Annotated in this window: 18 protein-coding genes; 15 read left to right on the forward strand and 3 right to left on the reverse strand. The window is 38.3% G+C overall.

The annotated features are described in order from the left end of the window. The first annotated feature begins 66 nt into the window (after positions 1 to 66). Both tnpB and AA0017_RS22525 read left to right on the forward strand, forming a co-directional pair. Positions 67 to 1,200, forward strand: coding sequence for an IS200/IS605 family element RNA-guided endonuclease TnpB (gene tnpB / locus AA0017_RS22520; RefSeq protein WP_413378239.1), 1,134 nt, complete (start codon positions 67 to 69; stop codon positions 1,198 to 1,200). Positions 1,201 to 1,380: 180 nt separating this feature from the next. Next, positions 1,381 to 2,541, forward strand: a complete 1,161-nt coding sequence (locus AA0017_RS22525) for an ROK family protein (protein WP_413378241.1) — start codon at positions 1,381 to 1,383, stop codon at positions 2,539 to 2,541. A gap of 838 nt (positions 2,542 to 3,379) precedes the next feature. Here the strand turns inward: AA0017_RS22525 and AA0017_RS22530 are convergent. Together AA0017_RS22530 and AA0017_RS22535 are read right to left on the reverse strand one after the other, a co-directional pair. Continuing rightward, on the reverse strand, positions 3,380 to 4,438 hold the full coding sequence (locus AA0017_RS22530) for an SDR family oxidoreductase (RefSeq protein ID WP_413378243.1): 1,059 nt from the start codon (positions 4,436 to 4,438) through the stop codon (positions 3,380 to 3,382). Between the two features lie 23 nt (positions 4,439 to 4,461). After that, complete coding sequence (locus AA0017_RS22535) at positions 4,462 to 5,265, reverse strand: alpha/beta fold hydrolase (protein WP_413378245.1); 804 nt, start codon at positions 5,263 to 5,265, stop codon at positions 4,462 to 4,464. 239 nt (positions 5,266 to 5,504) lie between these two features. Here AA0017_RS22535 and galE point away from each other — a divergent pair, with 239 nt between their 5' ends. The 3 genes from galE (at position 5,505) to AA0017_RS22550 (ending at position 7,759) form a co-directional block, all read left to right on the forward strand. Continuing rightward, positions 5,505 to 6,500, forward strand: coding sequence for a UDP-glucose 4-epimerase GalE (gene galE / locus AA0017_RS22540; protein ID WP_413378247.1), 996 nt, complete (start codon positions 5,505 to 5,507; stop codon positions 6,498 to 6,500). A gap of 79 nt (positions 6,501 to 6,579) precedes the next feature. After that, positions 6,580 to 7,029, forward strand: a complete 450-nt coding sequence (locus AA0017_RS22545; RefSeq protein WP_413378249.1) for a VanZ family protein — start codon at positions 6,580 to 6,582, stop codon at positions 7,027 to 7,029. 22 nt (positions 7,030 to 7,051) lie between these two features. Continuing rightward, positions 7,052 to 7,759, forward strand: a complete 708-nt coding sequence (locus AA0017_RS22550; protein WP_413378251.1) for a nuclease-related domain-containing protein — start codon at positions 7,052 to 7,054, stop codon at positions 7,757 to 7,759. A 56-nt stretch (positions 7,760 to 7,815) separates the two neighbouring features. Here AA0017_RS22550 and deoD read toward each other — a convergent pair whose 3' ends face one another. Further along, on the reverse strand, positions 7,816 to 8,517 hold the full coding sequence (deoD, locus tag AA0017_RS22555; RefSeq protein WP_413378253.1) for a purine-nucleoside phosphorylase: 702 nt from the start codon (positions 8,515 to 8,517) through the stop codon (positions 7,816 to 7,818). Positions 8,518 to 9,010: 493 nt separating this feature from the next. Here deoD and AA0017_RS22560 point away from each other — a divergent pair, with 493 nt between their 5' ends. The 10 genes from AA0017_RS22560 to AA0017_RS22605 all read left to right on the forward strand — a co-directional run bounded on the left by AA0017_RS22560 (position 9,011) and on the right by AA0017_RS22605 (position 17,111). Continuing rightward, complete coding sequence (locus tag AA0017_RS22560) at positions 9,011 to 9,259, forward strand: hypothetical protein (RefSeq protein WP_413378255.1); 249 nt, start codon at positions 9,011 to 9,013, stop codon at positions 9,257 to 9,259. Between the two features lie 940 nt (positions 9,260 to 10,199). Then, positions 10,200 to 11,168, forward strand: a complete 969-nt coding sequence (locus AA0017_RS22565) for a hypothetical protein (RefSeq protein WP_413378257.1) — start codon at positions 10,200 to 10,202, stop codon at positions 11,166 to 11,168. 13 nt (positions 11,169 to 11,181) lie between these two features. Continuing rightward, positions 11,182 to 11,544, forward strand: a complete 363-nt coding sequence (locus AA0017_RS22570; protein ID WP_413378259.1) for a hypothetical protein — start codon at positions 11,182 to 11,184, stop codon at positions 11,542 to 11,544. Further along, positions 11,541 to 12,272 (forward strand): 3-deoxy-manno-octulosonate cytidylyltransferase, encoded by a 732-nt coding sequence (gene kdsB, locus AA0017_RS22575; protein WP_413378261.1) that lies wholly within the window; start codon positions 11,541 to 11,543, stop codon positions 12,270 to 12,272. The genes AA0017_RS22570 and kdsB overlap by 4 nt, the downstream gene beginning before the upstream one ends. Beyond that, positions 12,265 to 13,092, forward strand: coding sequence for a 3-deoxy-8-phosphooctulonate synthase (gene kdsA / locus AA0017_RS22580; protein ID WP_413378263.1), 828 nt, complete (start codon positions 12,265 to 12,267; stop codon positions 13,090 to 13,092). The genes kdsB and kdsA overlap by 8 nt, the downstream gene beginning before the upstream one ends. 21 nt (positions 13,093 to 13,113) lie before the next feature. Continuing rightward, complete coding sequence (locus tag AA0017_RS22585) at positions 13,114 to 14,103, forward strand: KpsF/GutQ family sugar-phosphate isomerase (protein ID WP_413378265.1); 990 nt, start codon at positions 13,114 to 13,116, stop codon at positions 14,101 to 14,103. Between the two features lie 9 nt (positions 14,104 to 14,112). Then, positions 14,113 to 14,637: a KdsC family phosphatase gene (locus AA0017_RS22590; RefSeq protein ID WP_413378267.1), complete on the forward strand. Its 525-nt coding sequence runs from the start codon at positions 14,113 to 14,115 to the stop codon at positions 14,635 to 14,637. A gap of 25 nt (positions 14,638 to 14,662) precedes the next feature. Then, positions 14,663 to 15,082 (forward strand): HIT family protein, encoded by a 420-nt coding sequence (locus tag AA0017_RS22595; protein WP_413378269.1) that lies wholly within the window; start codon positions 14,663 to 14,665, stop codon positions 15,080 to 15,082. A 500-nt stretch (positions 15,083 to 15,582) separates the two neighbouring features. Further along, positions 15,583 to 16,362 carry an ABC transporter permease gene (locus AA0017_RS22600; RefSeq protein WP_413378271.1) on the forward strand — a complete coding sequence of 260 codons (780 nt, stop codon included), beginning with the start codon at positions 15,583 to 15,585 and terminating at the stop codon, positions 16,360 to 16,362. Positions 16,363 to 16,376: 14 nt separating this feature from the next. Beyond that, complete coding sequence (locus AA0017_RS22605) at positions 16,377 to 17,111, forward strand: ABC transporter ATP-binding protein (protein ID WP_413378273.1); 735 nt, start codon at positions 16,377 to 16,379, stop codon at positions 17,109 to 17,111. The last annotated feature ends 4 nt before the right edge of the window (positions 17,112 to 17,115 follow it).

Below are 17,115 nucleotides of genomic sequence, written 5' to 3' on the forward strand. Positions count from 1 at the left end.
GCGGTAGCCAAAGAGATTCTTGTTAGGGTATAATAAGAACATACATTCCTATTGGAGGTGAAAACAATGCTCATCAAGAAAGCGTACAAATTTCGTCTCTACCCAACCAAAGAACAGGAAACCTTCATTGCTAAAACAATCGGATGTAGCCGTTTCGTATTCAATCGCTTTTTAGGGAAATGGAACGATACATACAAAGAAACAGGCAAAGGGTTAACGTATTCTTCTTGTTCGGCCCAATTAACCCAACTAAAAAAGGAATTCGTATGGCTAAAAGAAGTGGATAGCATTGCCCTTCAAACCTCTTTGAAAAACCTTGCTGATTCTTATACTCGATTCTTCAAGAAACAAAATAAAGCGCCGCGTTTCAAGTCTAAAAAGAATCAGGTACAATCCTACACCACGAAAGTAACAAATAGCAACATTGCCATAGTAAACAACAAAATCAAATTGCCGAAACTGGGTCTTGTTCGCTTGGCCAAAAGTCGTGAGGTTGAAGGGCGTATTCTGAACGCTACAGTCAGACGAAATCCAAGCGGAAAGTTCTTTGTATCCATTCTAGTCGAAACAGACGTACAGCCCTTGAAGAAAACGGATTCATCTATCGGTATAGATTTAGGCATCACGGTCTTTGCGGTTCTTTCGGATGGTCGTAAGATGGACAATCATAAATTCACAGCCAAAATGGAAAAGAAATTAAGACGTGAACAGCGAAAACTTTCAAGACGTGCGTTACAGGCCAAAAATAAGGGTATTCATCTATTTGATGCCAAAAACTATCAGAAGCAAAAACGCAAAGTGGCTAGATTGCACGAAAGAGTCAGGAATCAACGTGACGATTTCCTTCACAAGTTAAGTACAGACATGATCAAAAACCACGATGTTATCTGTATCGAAGATTTGAACACCAAAGGAATGTTGCGTAATCATAAATTAGCCAAATCCATCTCGGATGTATCCTGGTCTGCTTTTGTCTCGAAATTAGAATACAAAGCAAAATGGTACGGGAAAACCATCGTGAAAATAAGCAGGTGGTTTCCCTCTAGTCAAATATGTTCCGAATGTGGACATCAAGAGGGCAAGAAATCTCTTGAAATAAGAGATTGGACGTGTCCTATTTGCCATAAACATCACGATCGAGATATCAATGCCAGCCAAAATATTCTAGCCGAAGGGGTAAGAACCCTCGACTTGGCTTAAACAACATATAGAACCGTAGGAATCAACGGGGATAGCTTGGTCCATAAGAGAAACCTCTGTTGGCAAAGAAATCCGCTGGCAAGTACGCTCTGTTCCCAAGAATCTCCCGCTTCAAGCGTTAGCTAAGTGGCGAGTAGTTCAATTCCGATATAATAGATAAATAACATAGGGTGGATTGGAATGAGGGATAAAATGCTAAAGCATGACCAACTTTATATAAAACAACAAAATAAGCAATGGGTATATGAATTAATTAAGACAAAAGAACCGCTCACAAAACCAGACTTAGTAAAACATACAAAAATGAGTCCTACTTCTATTAATCGAATTGTTAATGATTTAATATCTGAAAATTTAATCTATGAAAAGGATAATGATACAAAAAGTGTTGGCCGGAATGCTGTTTTTTTGCAAATTAATCGTGATGCTCGTTGTTCAATTGGCTTAGAGTTTGATATGAGTGTGATTCGTATTGGGGTCATTAATCTCAAAGGCGAGTTAACCTATATGAAAGAAGTTCCTTTCTCTGTTAGAGCGAATCCAGATTCAGCTATTGATAAATCAGTGAGTATGATGAATGAGCTGATTCTTGAGCAAGGGATTGATAGGGAAAAAATATTAGGCGTCGGGGTTGGTCTCCCTGGATATATTGATGATAAGAAGGGCAAGGTCATTCATTCAGACCAGTTGATTTGGAAAGATATGAACATAGCTCAGTTAATTTTGGATAAAACTGATTTTCAGACAGTTGTAGATAATGAGTTAAAGATGCAAGCTGTTTCAGAAAAACATACATGGAAAGAAAACGAAGAAGAAACGATGGTTCTAGTTGGAATAGGCTCAGGAATAGGAGCAGCTGTTTTAATTAATGGAGAAATTTATAGAGGGAGCTCCAATACAGCTGGTGAGATAGGACATAGCATCGTTAACCCCAATGGAAATGTTTGTAAGTGTGGGAAGGTAGGGTGTTTAGCTTCTTATATATCTGAGCGTTCCCTTATTCAGCAAGCAGCGACTGCTATGCAGGCCGAATCAATGGCTGATTTGGCTCATTATTATGAACAAGGTCAACCTTTAGTAAAATTGATACTGGAACAAGCGGTTATGTATTTGGCAATTGCGATAGGGAATATATATACGACTTACGATCCGAAGCTGGTTGTCTTATCAGGCCAATTTTTTAAATACTTCCCGCGTTTGAAAACAGAATTAGAAATCCGGCTAAACCAATATAGCCAACATGATGATGCAAAAAGAATAAAATACTCAACACTTCAAAACAAAGGAGTCGTATTGGGAGCAGGAATTGTCGCCGGAGAACGATTCCTTGAATTGGGATAGAGGAAAGATGCCAGTCACCTCCCGAAGCATATGAATCAGAGTTGCAAAGGGAACTAAAGCGTGGCAATGAAGCCGAAAGCAGATGAATAAGAGCCGTAAAGGGAATCATAGGTTGTCTATGATTCCGAAAGCAGGTGAATCATAGCGTGAAAGGGAATCAAAGGCTCTCAATGATGTGAAAAGCAGGTGAATAAGAGCCGGGAAGGGAATCATAGGGTGTCTATGATTCCAAAAGCAGATGAATCAGAGCTGGGAAGGGAATCAAAGGTTGTCAATGAAGCCGAAAGCAGGTGAATAAGAGCTGCAAAGGGAATCATAGGTTGTCTATGATTCCAAAAGCAGATGAATAAGAGCTGGGAAGGGAATCATAGGATGCTATGAAGCCGAAAGTAGATGAATCAGAGCCGCAAAGGGAATCAAAACCTCCCAATAAAGCCAGATGAACATTAATAAGAGCCACAAAGGGAATCAAAACCTCCCAATGAAGCCAAATGAACATTAATAAGACGCCACAAAGGGAATCAAAACCTCCCAATAAAGCCAAATGAACATTAATAAGAGCCACAAAGGGAATCAAAACCTCCCAATGAAGCCAAATAAACATTAATAAAAGCCATAAGGGAATCAAAGCCTCCCAATGAAGCCAAAAGCACATGAATAAAAGCCACAAAAGGAATCAAAGAGCCATCAAACGAACTCGAACTACCAAAAAAAGGAACCATAGCTACTATATGGTTCCTTTCATATTCATAAAAAGGTGTCGCTCTTTCGACATGTTCCTATGATTTATCAGAATTTATCCAACTCGTCTACAGAAACTTCGAAACTTACCGAATGATCACTTCACCTGAAAATAAGCTTCCATAATCATCAAGACAGTCTCATCACTCATGTTGAGGTGTTCAACAGTGGTGTCGGCTAGCATTTCCTGTGTATTTTTATCGTGAAACTTAATCGAACCGGCTAAGTACACATTAAAAACGGAAATCATTTCGTTTAATTTTTCTTCAACGGGTGTTAATTGGTAGTCGGCATTTGTATCTTCTATGACGTCTAAATTGTTAAATTGTAAGGCGTCACGTAACATCATGAGTAAGTCATAATTATGTGGTGGCTTTGGGTTAGTAACATTGTAAATGGTGCTTGGCTTTGCTTTAGTTGTGGCCACACTTAACACATCAGCGACATAGTCAACGGGGACTAAGTTGGATGTACCGTTTTTGTTGGCAACAAGACGGTAGCTTTGTGCTTGTCCCTCTTTGCTACGATTGACCCTGCGTTTAAATAAATCAATCGCTCGCATAAATCCGTACAAAGTGAACTGAGAATCCGCTTCTCCTGTTTTAGAGTCTCCAACAATAATTGAAGGTCTCAAAATTGAAACATCCATTTGATTGGCATAGGAGAAAACGAGATGTTCGGACTTTACTTTACTCTCTTCATAAGGATTATGATATTCCACTTCTGGATCGTATAATTCTTCAACCGCGACGGAACGTTTTCCGACTGTATAAGCTGTGCTCACATAGAGGAATTTTTTAACGCCTAGTCGAGCTGCGAGTTCGAGACTGTTTTTTGTACCATCAAAGTTCGCCGCAAATAATTCGTCGCGTAAGTCTAAGTCAAATTTGACAAGAGCCGCTAAATGATAGAATGTATCAACTTTACGGGCCAGAAGTTCAAGGTCTTCATTAGATAATCCGCAATTTTCTAACGTTATATCTCCTTGTAGTAAGTGAATGCGTACTTGTTGTTCTTTTGTAAATTGGGATAAAATCCGCTCACCCTTTTGAACATTACGTACAAGGACGTATAACGTATGGGTCTCGTCTTTGATTAAATTTTTAATCAACTTTCCACCGAGAAAACCGGTAGAGCCTGTTAAGAAAATATTCATTTCAACACTCCTCTTGTATCGGTTTACGAGCTTTTTGGTATCGCTTCGACTTTTCCTTGTTTTTGTAAAAAGGCGATCGAAACATCATTAAATTCACGATGTTTTTCGATATTGCACACATGCCCACAATGGTTAATCACACATTTTTTCGCATATAAATCTTTTTTTAAGTCCTCTAATAGAGGCTTCAAAAAAAGGTGGTCCTCACTGCCGGACACATACAACTTTTCAATTGTATTAGGGATTTTTAATGAACCTTTATAAATGGATTCCACTTTAGCGACGATGTTATACCAGCCTAAGAAATCAGCACGTTTCATTTTTGTTGCTTCGCGGATAAAAATATCTCTTGAACGCCTATGATTTTTCTTTGGCATCATAATATGGGCAAATAATTTATAGATCCATAAGTGAGGTGTAAACGATTTCACGGCATTTCCTAATGTTAACAATGATCTCGATAAAGGATTAAATCGTGTTAAAGCTCCTGCCATAACTACACTTTTTACCCTGTTGGGAGCATCTGTAAGTAGTTGGTGAAGGACGATCGTTCCGAGTGAAACTCCGACAAAATGTGCTTCCTTTATTTTTAAATGATCGAGTGTTTTGAGTACTTCTTGTGCGACAATTTGTATAGTGAAAGGTGCCTGGTAGGAGTCAGTATTTGGTGAGGTACCATGACCTGGTAATTCAATTGTAATCACATTAAAATGTTGTTTGAATGAATCGAGCTGATATTTAAAAATCGATGAATTGCCCCCCAGCCCGTGGATGAGGACAATGTCTTTATAATAAGGTTTCTGTTGATGAATCGTATAAGCTAACATAATACACCTGCCCTCTTAAAAAGCGTCCTTTCCATTATAAAGTTAGGCGGTGTGCCTGTCACTCCCCGAAATATGTCAATTCAGTGAAGAGGAAGTTCGACAGGTGCCTGTCACCTGTCGAATTACATCGCTCGAACTCGCTCGAATCACGTCGGAAGCCCTCGAAATGATTGCTCGAATTGGGATTAAATAGTAAGATGAACATGAGTAAATTTGCACGAAAAGGAGAATTGACTAATATGAAGATCTTAGTTACGGGCGGAGCTGGTTATATTGGTTCCCATACGGTAGTCGCTTTATTAGAAGAAGGACATTCCGTTGTTGTCGCTGATAATTTAATGAATAGCAAAGTCGAGACAATCGATAAAATCAAGAAAATTACCGGTAAAGATCTCACTTTTTATGAAGTTGATGTAACGGTTCAATCTGAAGTGGAGAAAGTGTTTGCTGCCCATTCCTTCGACGGTGTCATCCATTTTGCTGGGCTAAAAGCAGTCGGAGAATCGGTCGAAAAGCCGCTTTCCTACTATTATAATAACCTCGTGAGTACGATGGTTTTAGCAAATGTTTGTCAAGCACATCAAGTAAATAAATTCGTCTTTAGTTCTTCGGCTACGGTGTATGGTGATAATCAAGTCCCTTTTGAAGAGTCAATGACTTTGTTGCCGACAACGAATCCATACGGTGAAACAAAAGCAATGAGTGAACGAATTTTAATTGACACTGTCAAAGCGAATCCTGCTTTCTCCGTATCGATTTTACGTTATTTTAACCCAGTCGGTGCTCATGAAAGCGGGCTGATTGGTGAAGCTCCAAATGGAATTCCGAATAACTTAATGCCATTTGTCACCCAAGTAGCGAAAGGAAAGTTAAAGCAGCTTCGTGTTTTTGGAAATGATTACGATACAGTTGATGGCACGGGTGTCCGCGATTACATTCATGTCGATGATTTAGCAAAAGGGCATGTGGCTGCCTTGAATCATTTAACAGAGGGAGCTCATGTTTATAACCTCGGAACAGGTAAAGGGACGAGCGTATTGGAGCTGGTCACAGCGTTTGAAGAGGCGAATGAAATCGAAGTTCCATACGAAATCGTAGAACGTCGAGCAGGTGATATTGCTTTTTGTTATGCCGATGCCAAAAAAGCAGAGACAGAACTTGGTTGGACGGCGAAAAAGAATATCGTCGAAATGTGCCGAGATTCTTGGCGCTTTGAGAAAAACTATCAAGAATAATAAACGGACAAATAAGACCCAAAAACTAAGCTCTTTCGTTTTTGGGTTTTATTATGACAGAAAGAAGGAAGTATCGAGTATGAAAAAATGGTTTTCATGGGCCGCCGTCCTACTTTGGATGGCCCTTATTTTCTTTTTATCCCATCAACCAGGTGAGAAATCAGGTCATTTAAGTTCAGATATTACCGAAATCCTCTCAGGTATTATCCAATTTTTATTCCCTTTTTTCCAAATAGAACTTGAACTACTTCACTTTATGATTCGAAAAGGAGCCCACTTTTTCAGCTATTTGCTACTCGGAGTTCTCGTTTTGAATGCGATGAGGAGAAGCGGTTTTATCAGTTACTGGGCTGCTGCTACGTCTTGGGGCATTTGTCTGATCTATGCCATAACCGATGAAGTGCATCAGCTTTTTATCCCAGGACGTTCTGGAGAAGTGCAGGATGTGTTGATAGATAGTGCTGGGGCGTTGACGGGGATAGTCATTTATTTGGGTGTGAGTTTTGTAGTGAAGAGACGGAGAAACTAGTGGTCTATTAGGAGGAGATGGGTTGGAATACGTTTTAATTATGATTGTTTTTTTGATGATAGTTGCGTTTTTTGTACCAAAATATATTCGCTTCAAAGGGTCCAATTATAAAGTAGTAAGTGGAAATTCCTTTTTAAAAACGATATTTAATAAAGGGAATTACGGAGAATTTTTAACCTTTGATTTATTAGAAAAGTTAAAAGGGAACTATTATTTGTTAACAAACGTATACATCCCTAAAAAAGATGGCACAACAACAGAAATTGACTTAATCATGATTTCGGAGTTTGGTATTTATGTATTTGAGTCAAAAAACTATAGTGGTTGGATATTCGGAAATGAAAAAAGTAGGAATTGGACTCAGACTCTTCCTAACAAACAAAAGAACCGCTTCTTTAATCCGATCTGGCAAAATAATAGCCATATAAAAGCCTTGAGCGATTATATCGATTATCATGATAATTCCATATACAAATCTTATATTGTCTTTAGCGAACGCTGTACATTAAAAAAGATCACTGTGTATTCCCCTCGTACTAAAGTATTAAAAAGAGAGCAGTTACTGAAGAACATCAAGAAAGAACAAAAAAATGCAGTTTTTCTTTTAATGTCTGACGAAATGAACCATTTTAACGAAATGTTGAAACCATTAACAAAAGTCGATGAAGCTTTAAAGAAGGTACATGTAGAGCAAGTTAAGGCGAAAATAAAGAATCGGACGGAGAATTAATTAAACGTTAAGAAAAAAACAGCGAAGCTCTGCACTCCGCTGTTTCTTACGTCTCTTTATTTCGTCACTGCCTCTAAAGCCACTTCCATCATATCGTTGAACGTTGTTTGACGCTCTTCGGAAGTCGTTTCCTCACCTGTTAAGATGTGGTCACTTACCGTTAATACGGATAAAGCGTTGCGTTTGAATTTAGCAGCTAATGTGTAAAGAGCCGCTGTTTCCATTTCAATCGCAAGGATGCCATGCTCGGCCCATTTTTTGTGCTCAGCATTTTCATTGTAAAAAATATCAGCAGTAAACACATTTCCGACTTTTAAGTTTAATCCTTTGGCTACACCTTCATCATAAGCCTTTCTTAATAAATCAAAGTTGGCTGTAGGAGCATAGTCAACGACTCCAAATGTGTTTCGGTTCATTTGTGAATCCGTTGAGGCACTCATCGCTAAAATAACATCACGAACTTTTACATCCTCTTGAATCGCTCCGCATGTGCCGACACGAATCAGGTTTTGTACATTGTACTCTCTCATTAATTCCGTTACATAAATCGAAATCGAAGGAACACCCATGCCTGTCCCTTGGACGGAAATTCGTTGTCCTTTATATGTACCTGTATACCCTAACATTCCTCGTACTTCGTTATAGCATACTGGATTTTCTAAATACGTTTCGGCAATATATTTAGCTCTTAGCGGGTCACCTGGTAAAAGAATTGTTTCCGCGATATCACCTTGTTTTGCCCCAATATGAATACTCATATAATATCCTCCTTCAAAGACGAAAGGTTATAAAAAACCTTAGTTCTCTTCGTCTGTTTTTGTTTTCCCTTCTAGTATAGTCGAAAGAGGGAATGATTGCTAATCGGTAGGGTTCCCATAAGGAATCAATTTAACCATATCGAGCGATTCGACATCAATAGTCGAAACAAATAGAAATTTTTGGAACGATTATACGGTGGATTATTTGCTCAAATGTGATAAGATAGGAGAAATTCCTTTTTAGGCGAGTCTTGTTAGATAAAATGGTACTGCATAAATTAACATCAATACAATTATCTTGAGAATTTTTCGTGAAGAAATCTAACAAAATACTTCTCAAACTACAATTTTCTGATTATTATAATAATTAATAAATCGGATAATCTTAGTCTAACATTGAGTGACCGCTCATAAACTAATTATATCTATCAATGAATCCTAAAATTGATTAACCATTAAATGTGAAAATAAGAGAAAAGGAAGTGACTTTACAATGACTAGAGACTTTAAAGTGAAAAATCATTATTTAGCAGAAATTGATCGAACAGAAGGTCCAGAATATTATAGTTCCCCAGAGAGGTGGAGCTGGGACATTTATATAGCGGCAGATCATAATAAAGAGCTTCACGGTAAAGCGTTAGCCCCAGGTAAAGGAATTGAAGTTCCTTGGACACCACTAATCGAAGCTGATGCCTTACAAGAAATGATGGAAAAATGCGAAGCCCAGATGAGAGCATTTTAAAAACGGGAACTCTTTAAACTAAACCCTAAATAGATAAGTGGATGAGAAGGTGTAAGCCTTTTTATCCACTTTTTTAATTGAATAACATTCGACAAATGCCAGTCACTTGTCGAAAATGTCCCTAATGAAGCCCGAAGCAGTTGAATAAAAGCCAGGAAGGGAATCAAAGGTCGTCAATGAAGCCAAAGCGATTGAATAAAAGCTGCAAAAGGAATCAAAGGTTGTCAATGAAGTCAAAGCACATGAATAAGAGCCGTAAAGGGAATCAAAGACGCCTAATGATTCCAAAAGCACATGAATAAAAGCCAGGAAGGGAATCAAAGGTCGTCAATGAAGCCAAAGCGATTGAATAAAAGCTGCAAAAGGAATCAAAGGTTGTCAATGAAGTCAAAGCACATGAATAAGAGCCGCAAAGGGAATCATAGCCTCCCAATGACATTCGACAAGTATCTCTTACTGACTTGATGAGTATAGAGCCCCCTCATGTATGAAGAAAGTGCGATCTGCCCATAATCGTAATGTATAGGAGGCGGATTAGCATGGAAGAAGGGAATATTTTTAAAGGTTTATTTTGGGGGCTCGTCCTCAGTCTTCCTTTATGGGGATTCATTTCAGTCGTGGTTATATATTTTATAAAATGAAACTTCAACAGGTTAAAACAGGCACTTTTTCTACGAATATCAGCTTGTCGACAAAATCTCGTTAAACCCGAGATGGTCGGCAAGCTTTTTATTTACGAAATTTAATGAATATTTACAAATAAACAAAATCTTATGAAAACATTTACCATGTTTTAACGTTGGCATCATAAACGCTTGCTAATATAGGTGATAAGTAAGGGCGACATGAAAATTGTTTTTGTAAAAAGTTTGGCAGTTCCTAGCCGAGGTTATGATCAAATAACAAATAAACTGTTCAGGTGTAAGGGGTTGTAGCATAAATGGCTAATTACTTATTTTTACGCGGGAATAGGAATAAACGATTTTTTTCGGATATAGCAGCTGAATTAATTCAAAAAGGAAATCAATGTTTTTTAATGAAATTTGAGCTTGGGGAGCTGCTATTTAAAAGTGAGATTGAGACGAAGTATATGCCTTTTTATGTATCAAAAAAGGAATACCCAATAACAGATGAAGAATTACTAGAAATGCCCCTATTTAATCTCACTTATAAGGAATCCATTTTAAAAAAAAGCGTGAAGAAATCTGAGCTTCGGATGTATAAACGTTATCTCTTTGCGATGGATCACTACATAAAAGAAAAGAAAATTGATACCATTTGTACCTTTAATGGCTATCATTGGCTTGATCAAATGGCTCAATTACTTGCTCGGAAGTATGGGTTACAAATGCATTATTTTGAAGAAGGTTTATTTAGACCTTATACGATTACCCACGATTTGAATGGAATAAATGCCGAGGCGTCGATTCCACGTCACCCAGGTTTTTATCAAAATATTGAAGTCGATCAAAACAGATTAAATCATTATCTTTTTCAACCAGAGAATCCAAGCTTAAAAGAAGCATTAGGTGGTCAAATACTGAAAGTGGCGTTTGTCAAACTCGTTAGTATGTTTGGGAGCTTCTGTCGTCTAAATCCTAAATTATACGACCATATTAATTTCTGGCAAGCACTTAACTATTTTGCGACAAAGGTTGTTTTTAAATATAAAAAAGAAGATACATTTGAATGGCCAACAGAATATGTCTTTCTTCCATTCCAAATGGTAGGGGACACTCAAATTTTATACAATTCACCCCATATCAAAACGATGGAAAAGCTGCTCAAACGGACGGTAAAAGCAGTGACTCAAATTAATCGGGAAGAAAAACGCAATATCAAAATTATTGTGAAGGAGCATCCGGAAGATCTTTCGCAACAATTATTCCCAATTAAAGAGGCGATATAAAGAGAATGGAAACGTGATTTTTGTAAAAAAGTTCAATATTCATTCCTTGATCAAAAATGCTTTAGCCGTTATTACGATTAATTCGACAGTAGGAATTGAAGCACTAACGCAGCATAAGCGTGTCATTACATTAGGGGAGGCCCTTTACAATATTGAGGGGATCACATGGCATTGTAAACATCCAAGCGATTTAGCGAATGTGTTAAAAACGTCATTAAATGAACAAGTAAATCATTCTTTGATCGATAAGTACCTTTATTATTTACGGTTTCATTATCAAATAGAAGGAACGTTAAATGGTGGTCATCCAGTTACATCGAAAAATATAGCAGAGAGATTGCTAGCTGGAGTAGAAAGAGAGGAAGGGATTGTATGAAAGTCGTCGGTGTAATTCCTGCCCGGTACGGATCGACTCGATTTCCAGGTAAACCATTGGCTTTAATCAATGGCAAACCAATGATCCAAAGAGTCTATGAACAAGTTAACAAAAGTAAGGAATTGGCGCTGGTTGTCGTTGCGACTGATAATGAGCAAATCAAAAAAACGGTCGAGGGTTTTGGTGGGACGGTGATTATGACGAGAACGGACCATCAAACCGGTTCAGATCGAATAGCGGAAGTAGCCGAAAAAATAGAAGCTGACTTTTATGTAAATGTACAAGGAGATGAACCTCTGATTCAAGCTGAACTCATTGATGCCCTTGTCCAAACAGCAAAAGCGTCACCGGAAGCGGTTGTGACTGCGAAAACGGCGATTAAAGAGGAAGCAGACATTTTAAATCCAAATGTCGTAAAAGTCGTCACTGGTGAAAACGCTCAAGCCTTATATTTTTCTCGGTCAGCTCTTCCATATAATCGTTCAGGCGTAAACCATACTTATTATAAGCATCTTGGTTTGTATGGGTATCCAAGAACGGTTTTGAAACGATTTGTTCAATTACCGGCTTCAGAATTAGAAAAAGTCGAAGTTCTTGAGCAGTTACGACTAATCGAAAATGGATATGTAATCAAAGTAATTGAAACAGAGTACGATGCCATCGGTGTTGATACACCTGAAGATATAAAAAAAGTAGAAAAGCTTTTAGGAGGACTGCAAATTGTCTAATATCGTAACGTTAAATGAACAGATCAAATTTGGTGGGCATCACCCATTTGTTTTAATTGCCGGTCCGTGTGTGATCGAAAGTAAAGATATGATTATGCATACGGCTGAGCAATTAAAAGAAGTAACAACAAAATTGAACATTCCTTTTGTCTTTAAAGCTTCTTTTGATAAAGCCAATCGCTCTTCTATTCATTCTTTTCGAGGCCCAGGACTTGTGGAGGGGTTAGAGATTTTACAAGAAGTAAAAGAAAGATTTAATGTTCCGGTTACGTCAGATATTCACGAAACAGCTCAAGTCGAGGTGGCAGCTGAAGTGCTTGATATTTTACAAATTCCGGCCTTTTTATGTCGCCAAACTGATTTATTAGTAGCGGCTGCGAAAACAGGAAAAGTAGTGAATGTTAAGAAAGGGCAATTTTTAGCCCCGTGGGATATGTCTAATGTCGTCAACAAGTTGAAAGAATCGGGTACAGCTAAAATTCTTTTAACAGAGCGTGGTTCGACATTTGGCTATAACAATTTAGTTGTGGATATGCGTTCGCTTATTACGATGGCTGAACTAGGTGCACCGGTTGTCTTTGATGCGACCCATAGTGTGCAAATCCCGGGTGGAAATGGGACATCGACGGGCGGGAAAAGAGAGTTTGTCCCTTATTTATCAAGAGCGGCTGCAGCGGTTGGCATTAGTTCCATCTTTATGGAAACACATCCAAACCCCGATGATGCCAAGTCGGATGGACCTAATATGGTGAAATTAAACGAAATGGAAGAAGTGCTGAAACCAATCCAAGAAATTGATCGCTTAATCAAACAATATTAATGATAAAAATGGAGGTTTCCAATGGATACGACGCCTATGCATCAACAATCAGTAGATTACTTGAAAGTCATGCAAGATGTTTTAGTTAAAGAATCTCAAGCAATTGAAAGTTTAAGTAACGCTCTTGATGCTTCCATGAAAAAAGCGATCGAGGTTATTCTTGAATGCGAGGGAAGAGTTGTCATTACAGGAATTGGGAAATCTGGAATCATTGCAAGGAAGATTAATGCGACGATGGCAAGTACAGGAACCCCTTCTTTATTTTTGCATCCATCTGAAGGGCTTCACGGTGATTTAGGGATGGTCACGAAACACGATGTCGTCATGGCGATCTCTAATAGTGGGGAATCAGATGAAGTGATTAATCTAATCCCATCGATCAAACGAATTGGGGCTAAAATGATTGCCATCGTGAAAAACCCTTATTCAACATTAGCGATAAACTCTGATATTGTCTTGAATATTGGCGATATAAAAGAAGCTTGTCCATTAGGCCTAGCTCCGACAACGAGTACAACCGTGACGTTGGCATTAGGCGATGCTCTTGCGATTGCTTTATTGACGGCAAGAAGGTTCCAGCCTGAAGATTTTGCTTTGTATCACCCAGCTGGCTCTTTAGGGAGAAAGCTTTTACTTACAGTCGGAAGTGTCGTTAAAAAAGCGGCGAAAAATCCAATTGTCTATGAAAATGACTCTATTAAAGAAGCGTTATTTCATATGACAGCGAAAGGCATGGGGGCAACAACGGTTGTGAATGAGGCTGGTTATTTAGTCGGAATCCTAACAGATGGAGACATTCGCAGGGCCTTTGCTTTTGCAAATGGTGTCTTAGAAAAAAATGTAGAAGAATTATGCAATCGTAACCCGATTATGATTGAGGAATCTTCATTAGCTGTTCACGCACTAGAACTAATGGAACGAGAAAAAGTGAATGTTCTCCCTGTTATAAACGAGCAAAAACAGCCGGTTGCGATGCTGCATTTACATGACTTAATGAATCTTGGATTGTAAGGGGAAATCATGAAGAAAATTAAATTAATTGTATTAGATGTCGATGGGGTTTTGACCGATGGAAAGCTATATATAGGTTCAAACGAAGAAGAATATAAAGCCTTTCATACCCAAGATGGGATGGGGATTAGCTTAGTAAGATATAGCGGCATAAAAGTAGCGATTATTACGGGGCGAAAATCGCCAGCAGTGGAGAAACGGGCCCAGGAGCTGAAGATTGATTTCGTTTACCAAGGGATTGATGATAAGTTATCCATTTTAGAAGAGCTGCTAAATGATTTGAATCTAACAAAAGAAGAGGTTTGTTATATCGGTGATGATATTAATGATTTGCCAATTCTCCAAGTTGTTGGGTTTGCGGCCGCCCCTGTAAATGCGGTGAAGGCTGTAAAAAACCACGTTCATTTTATCGCTTCGAAAAATGGCGGTGAAGGGGCAGTGCGAGAAATCATTGACCAAATGTTAGCAGAACAACATCATTATGAGCAGCTATTAAGCGATTATGTGGATGGGAAAGTAAAAATGACACAATAAAAGATAACAAAGGAATGGCTTACAGATGGATTGTTTAATATGTGCTAAACATTTTCAAAATAACAATATTCTTTACCAAGATGCTCACTGGGTTTTAACCCACGGTCCAGTCCAATCGCAACTATTAGGTTATGTCTATTTAGAACCGAAACGTCATGTCGAAAATTGGTTTGAATTTACAGATGGAGAGTTAAGAGAGCTTGGACCTTTAATAAAAAAGATAGAAATGGCTATCCAATCTCTGATCCCTATTGAACGATTATATAGTGTCACGATAAGTGAAGCCGTTCGGCATATTCACCTTCATCTAATTCCAAGATACGAGGGCATAAGTTTAAAAGGGTTGTCCCTGATTGAACAGGCCACTCAACAAAAAAGCCAGTCAAAAGAGTATAGTGAAACAGATTTTCAGCAATTCATCAAAAAGTTAAAAGAACAGCTTTAATAGAAAGCAGACATGTCGAACATATCGATTTGACTTCACTCTCAGGAGTCTCAAAACTAGCCGCTGGTATCTCCCATTGATCGTATCTTGCAGCTACCGAAAATGGGATTTTATAACTAACGGAGAAGTAACTTCATCCAAAGTGATTTGCTAAAAATTGGCCCAAATGTTCTTTCGATTACCAAAACAGAGCGAGCGGAATGCCCGGAGACTCCTGCGGGAAAAGTGAAACACGGGAGACCCCGCAGCGATGAGCGAGGAGGCTCCCGGTTCACCCGCGGAACGCGTAGGGTATGGAGCTGGCAGAGTATAGCTAACTAATGTAACCATAGCTTTCCAGTAGCCCTCCCGATTTACCCGCGATTGCTGCAGGCATGCCGCTCGCGAAGTATGGCTGACTAATGGAACTCTATTCTAACGAGTAAACTGTTTTCCAGTGCCCATTCAATCTGGTCGGACTTGATATCAACAATTAAATCTAACGCAAGGTGTTGCTTGACTTGAAAAATTTAGTTGAAATTCATGAAAATAAAGACTTTATTCTTGCTTTAGCGAGGCGGGAATTAGTTTCTAAATATAAACAATCATTATTAGGAAAGCTCTGGATTATCATTCAGCCACTTGGGTTAATGTTAGTCCTAACGATCGTATTTTCATTATTTGTAAGATTACCTAGTGAAGGTTTACCGTATGCTCCTTTTTTATTCGTTGCTCTTTTGCCTTATTTGTTTTTTAGCAAAGCGATTGGGGCCTCAACTGGGCTCATTAATAGTTATTCAGGGCTGATTAAGCAAAGGAATTTTTACAGACCTGCCCTTGTTCTCATTAAATTTTTATCTGAAACCGTTAATTTTGCCTTTACGTTAATTGGTCTAGTTCTTGTTCTCTTATATTATCAACTATTTCCTGGCTTAAACGCTCTTTATGCGATCCCGATTTTATGTATTCAGATGATCATGATGCTCGGATTTATGTTTTTATTAGCTGCTGCCAATGCTTATGTGAGGGATGTCGGGGTGGTCGCCCCTTTAATTTTAAGAATGTTACGCTATTTATCGCCAATCATGTATTCTTTTAGCGCGATCCCGGTTCAATATCAACCATATGTCGCTTTAAATCCACTAACAGGAATTTTTGATGGCTATAGGCAAGCGATTTTACACAACCAACCGCCAAATACGCTAATGCTTGTTTATTCGCTCGTATTTAGTGTCGTCGTTTTTATCATTGGTTGGATTGTGTTTATGAAGCTAGAAAAGAATTTTGCTGATGTTGTCTAGAAAGAGTGATGAGAATGGAAAACCCTGTCGTTGAAGTGAAAAATATCGGGAAACTATATCCCAAACATGCGACGAAAATTTTGTCTTTAAAGGCTCGATATTTAAAAAAAGAAAGAAATTTTGACGGCCAATGGTCTGTAAAAGATGTTTCCTTCAATATACAAAAAGGTGATTCAGTAGCGATTCTTGGTGATAATGGTTCAGGGAAAAGTACATTATTAAAGTTGATTTTGGGTGTGACAGCACCGACTACTGGATCGGTTGTAGTGAACGGAAAGATTGGTGGATTAATTGAACTTGGGGCAGGTTTTCATAAGGAGCTGACAGGACGTGAAAATATTTATATGAATGGCGTCGTTCTTGGCCTTAAGGAAAAGGAAATTGACCAACTTATCGATCAAATTATCGAGTTTGCTGAATTAGAAAATCATATTGATAAACCGATTAAACAGTATTCTTCAGGGATGAAGGTGAGATTAGGCTTTTCGATCGCGATTCATGTCGAGTCAGACATTATTTTATTAGATGAAGTTTTGGCTGTTGGTGATAAACGATTTAGAAAAAAAGCATTGGCTGCGGTCAAAAGCTATTTAAAGGGAAAAACGATTATCTTTGTCTCACACAGTACTCATCAAGTCAAACAAATTTGTCAAAAAGCGATTGTCTTAAAGGACGGTCAACTTGTGTATGAAGGAGATACAAAGTCAGCGATTGAATTTTATGAAAATCAGACTATGGAAATTGAGTGAGAAT

It is taken from the genome of Alkalihalobacillus phoenicis (genome assembly GCF_047302405.1).
GTDB lineage: Bacteria > Bacillota > Bacilli > Bacillales > Bacillaceae_D > Alkalihalobacillus.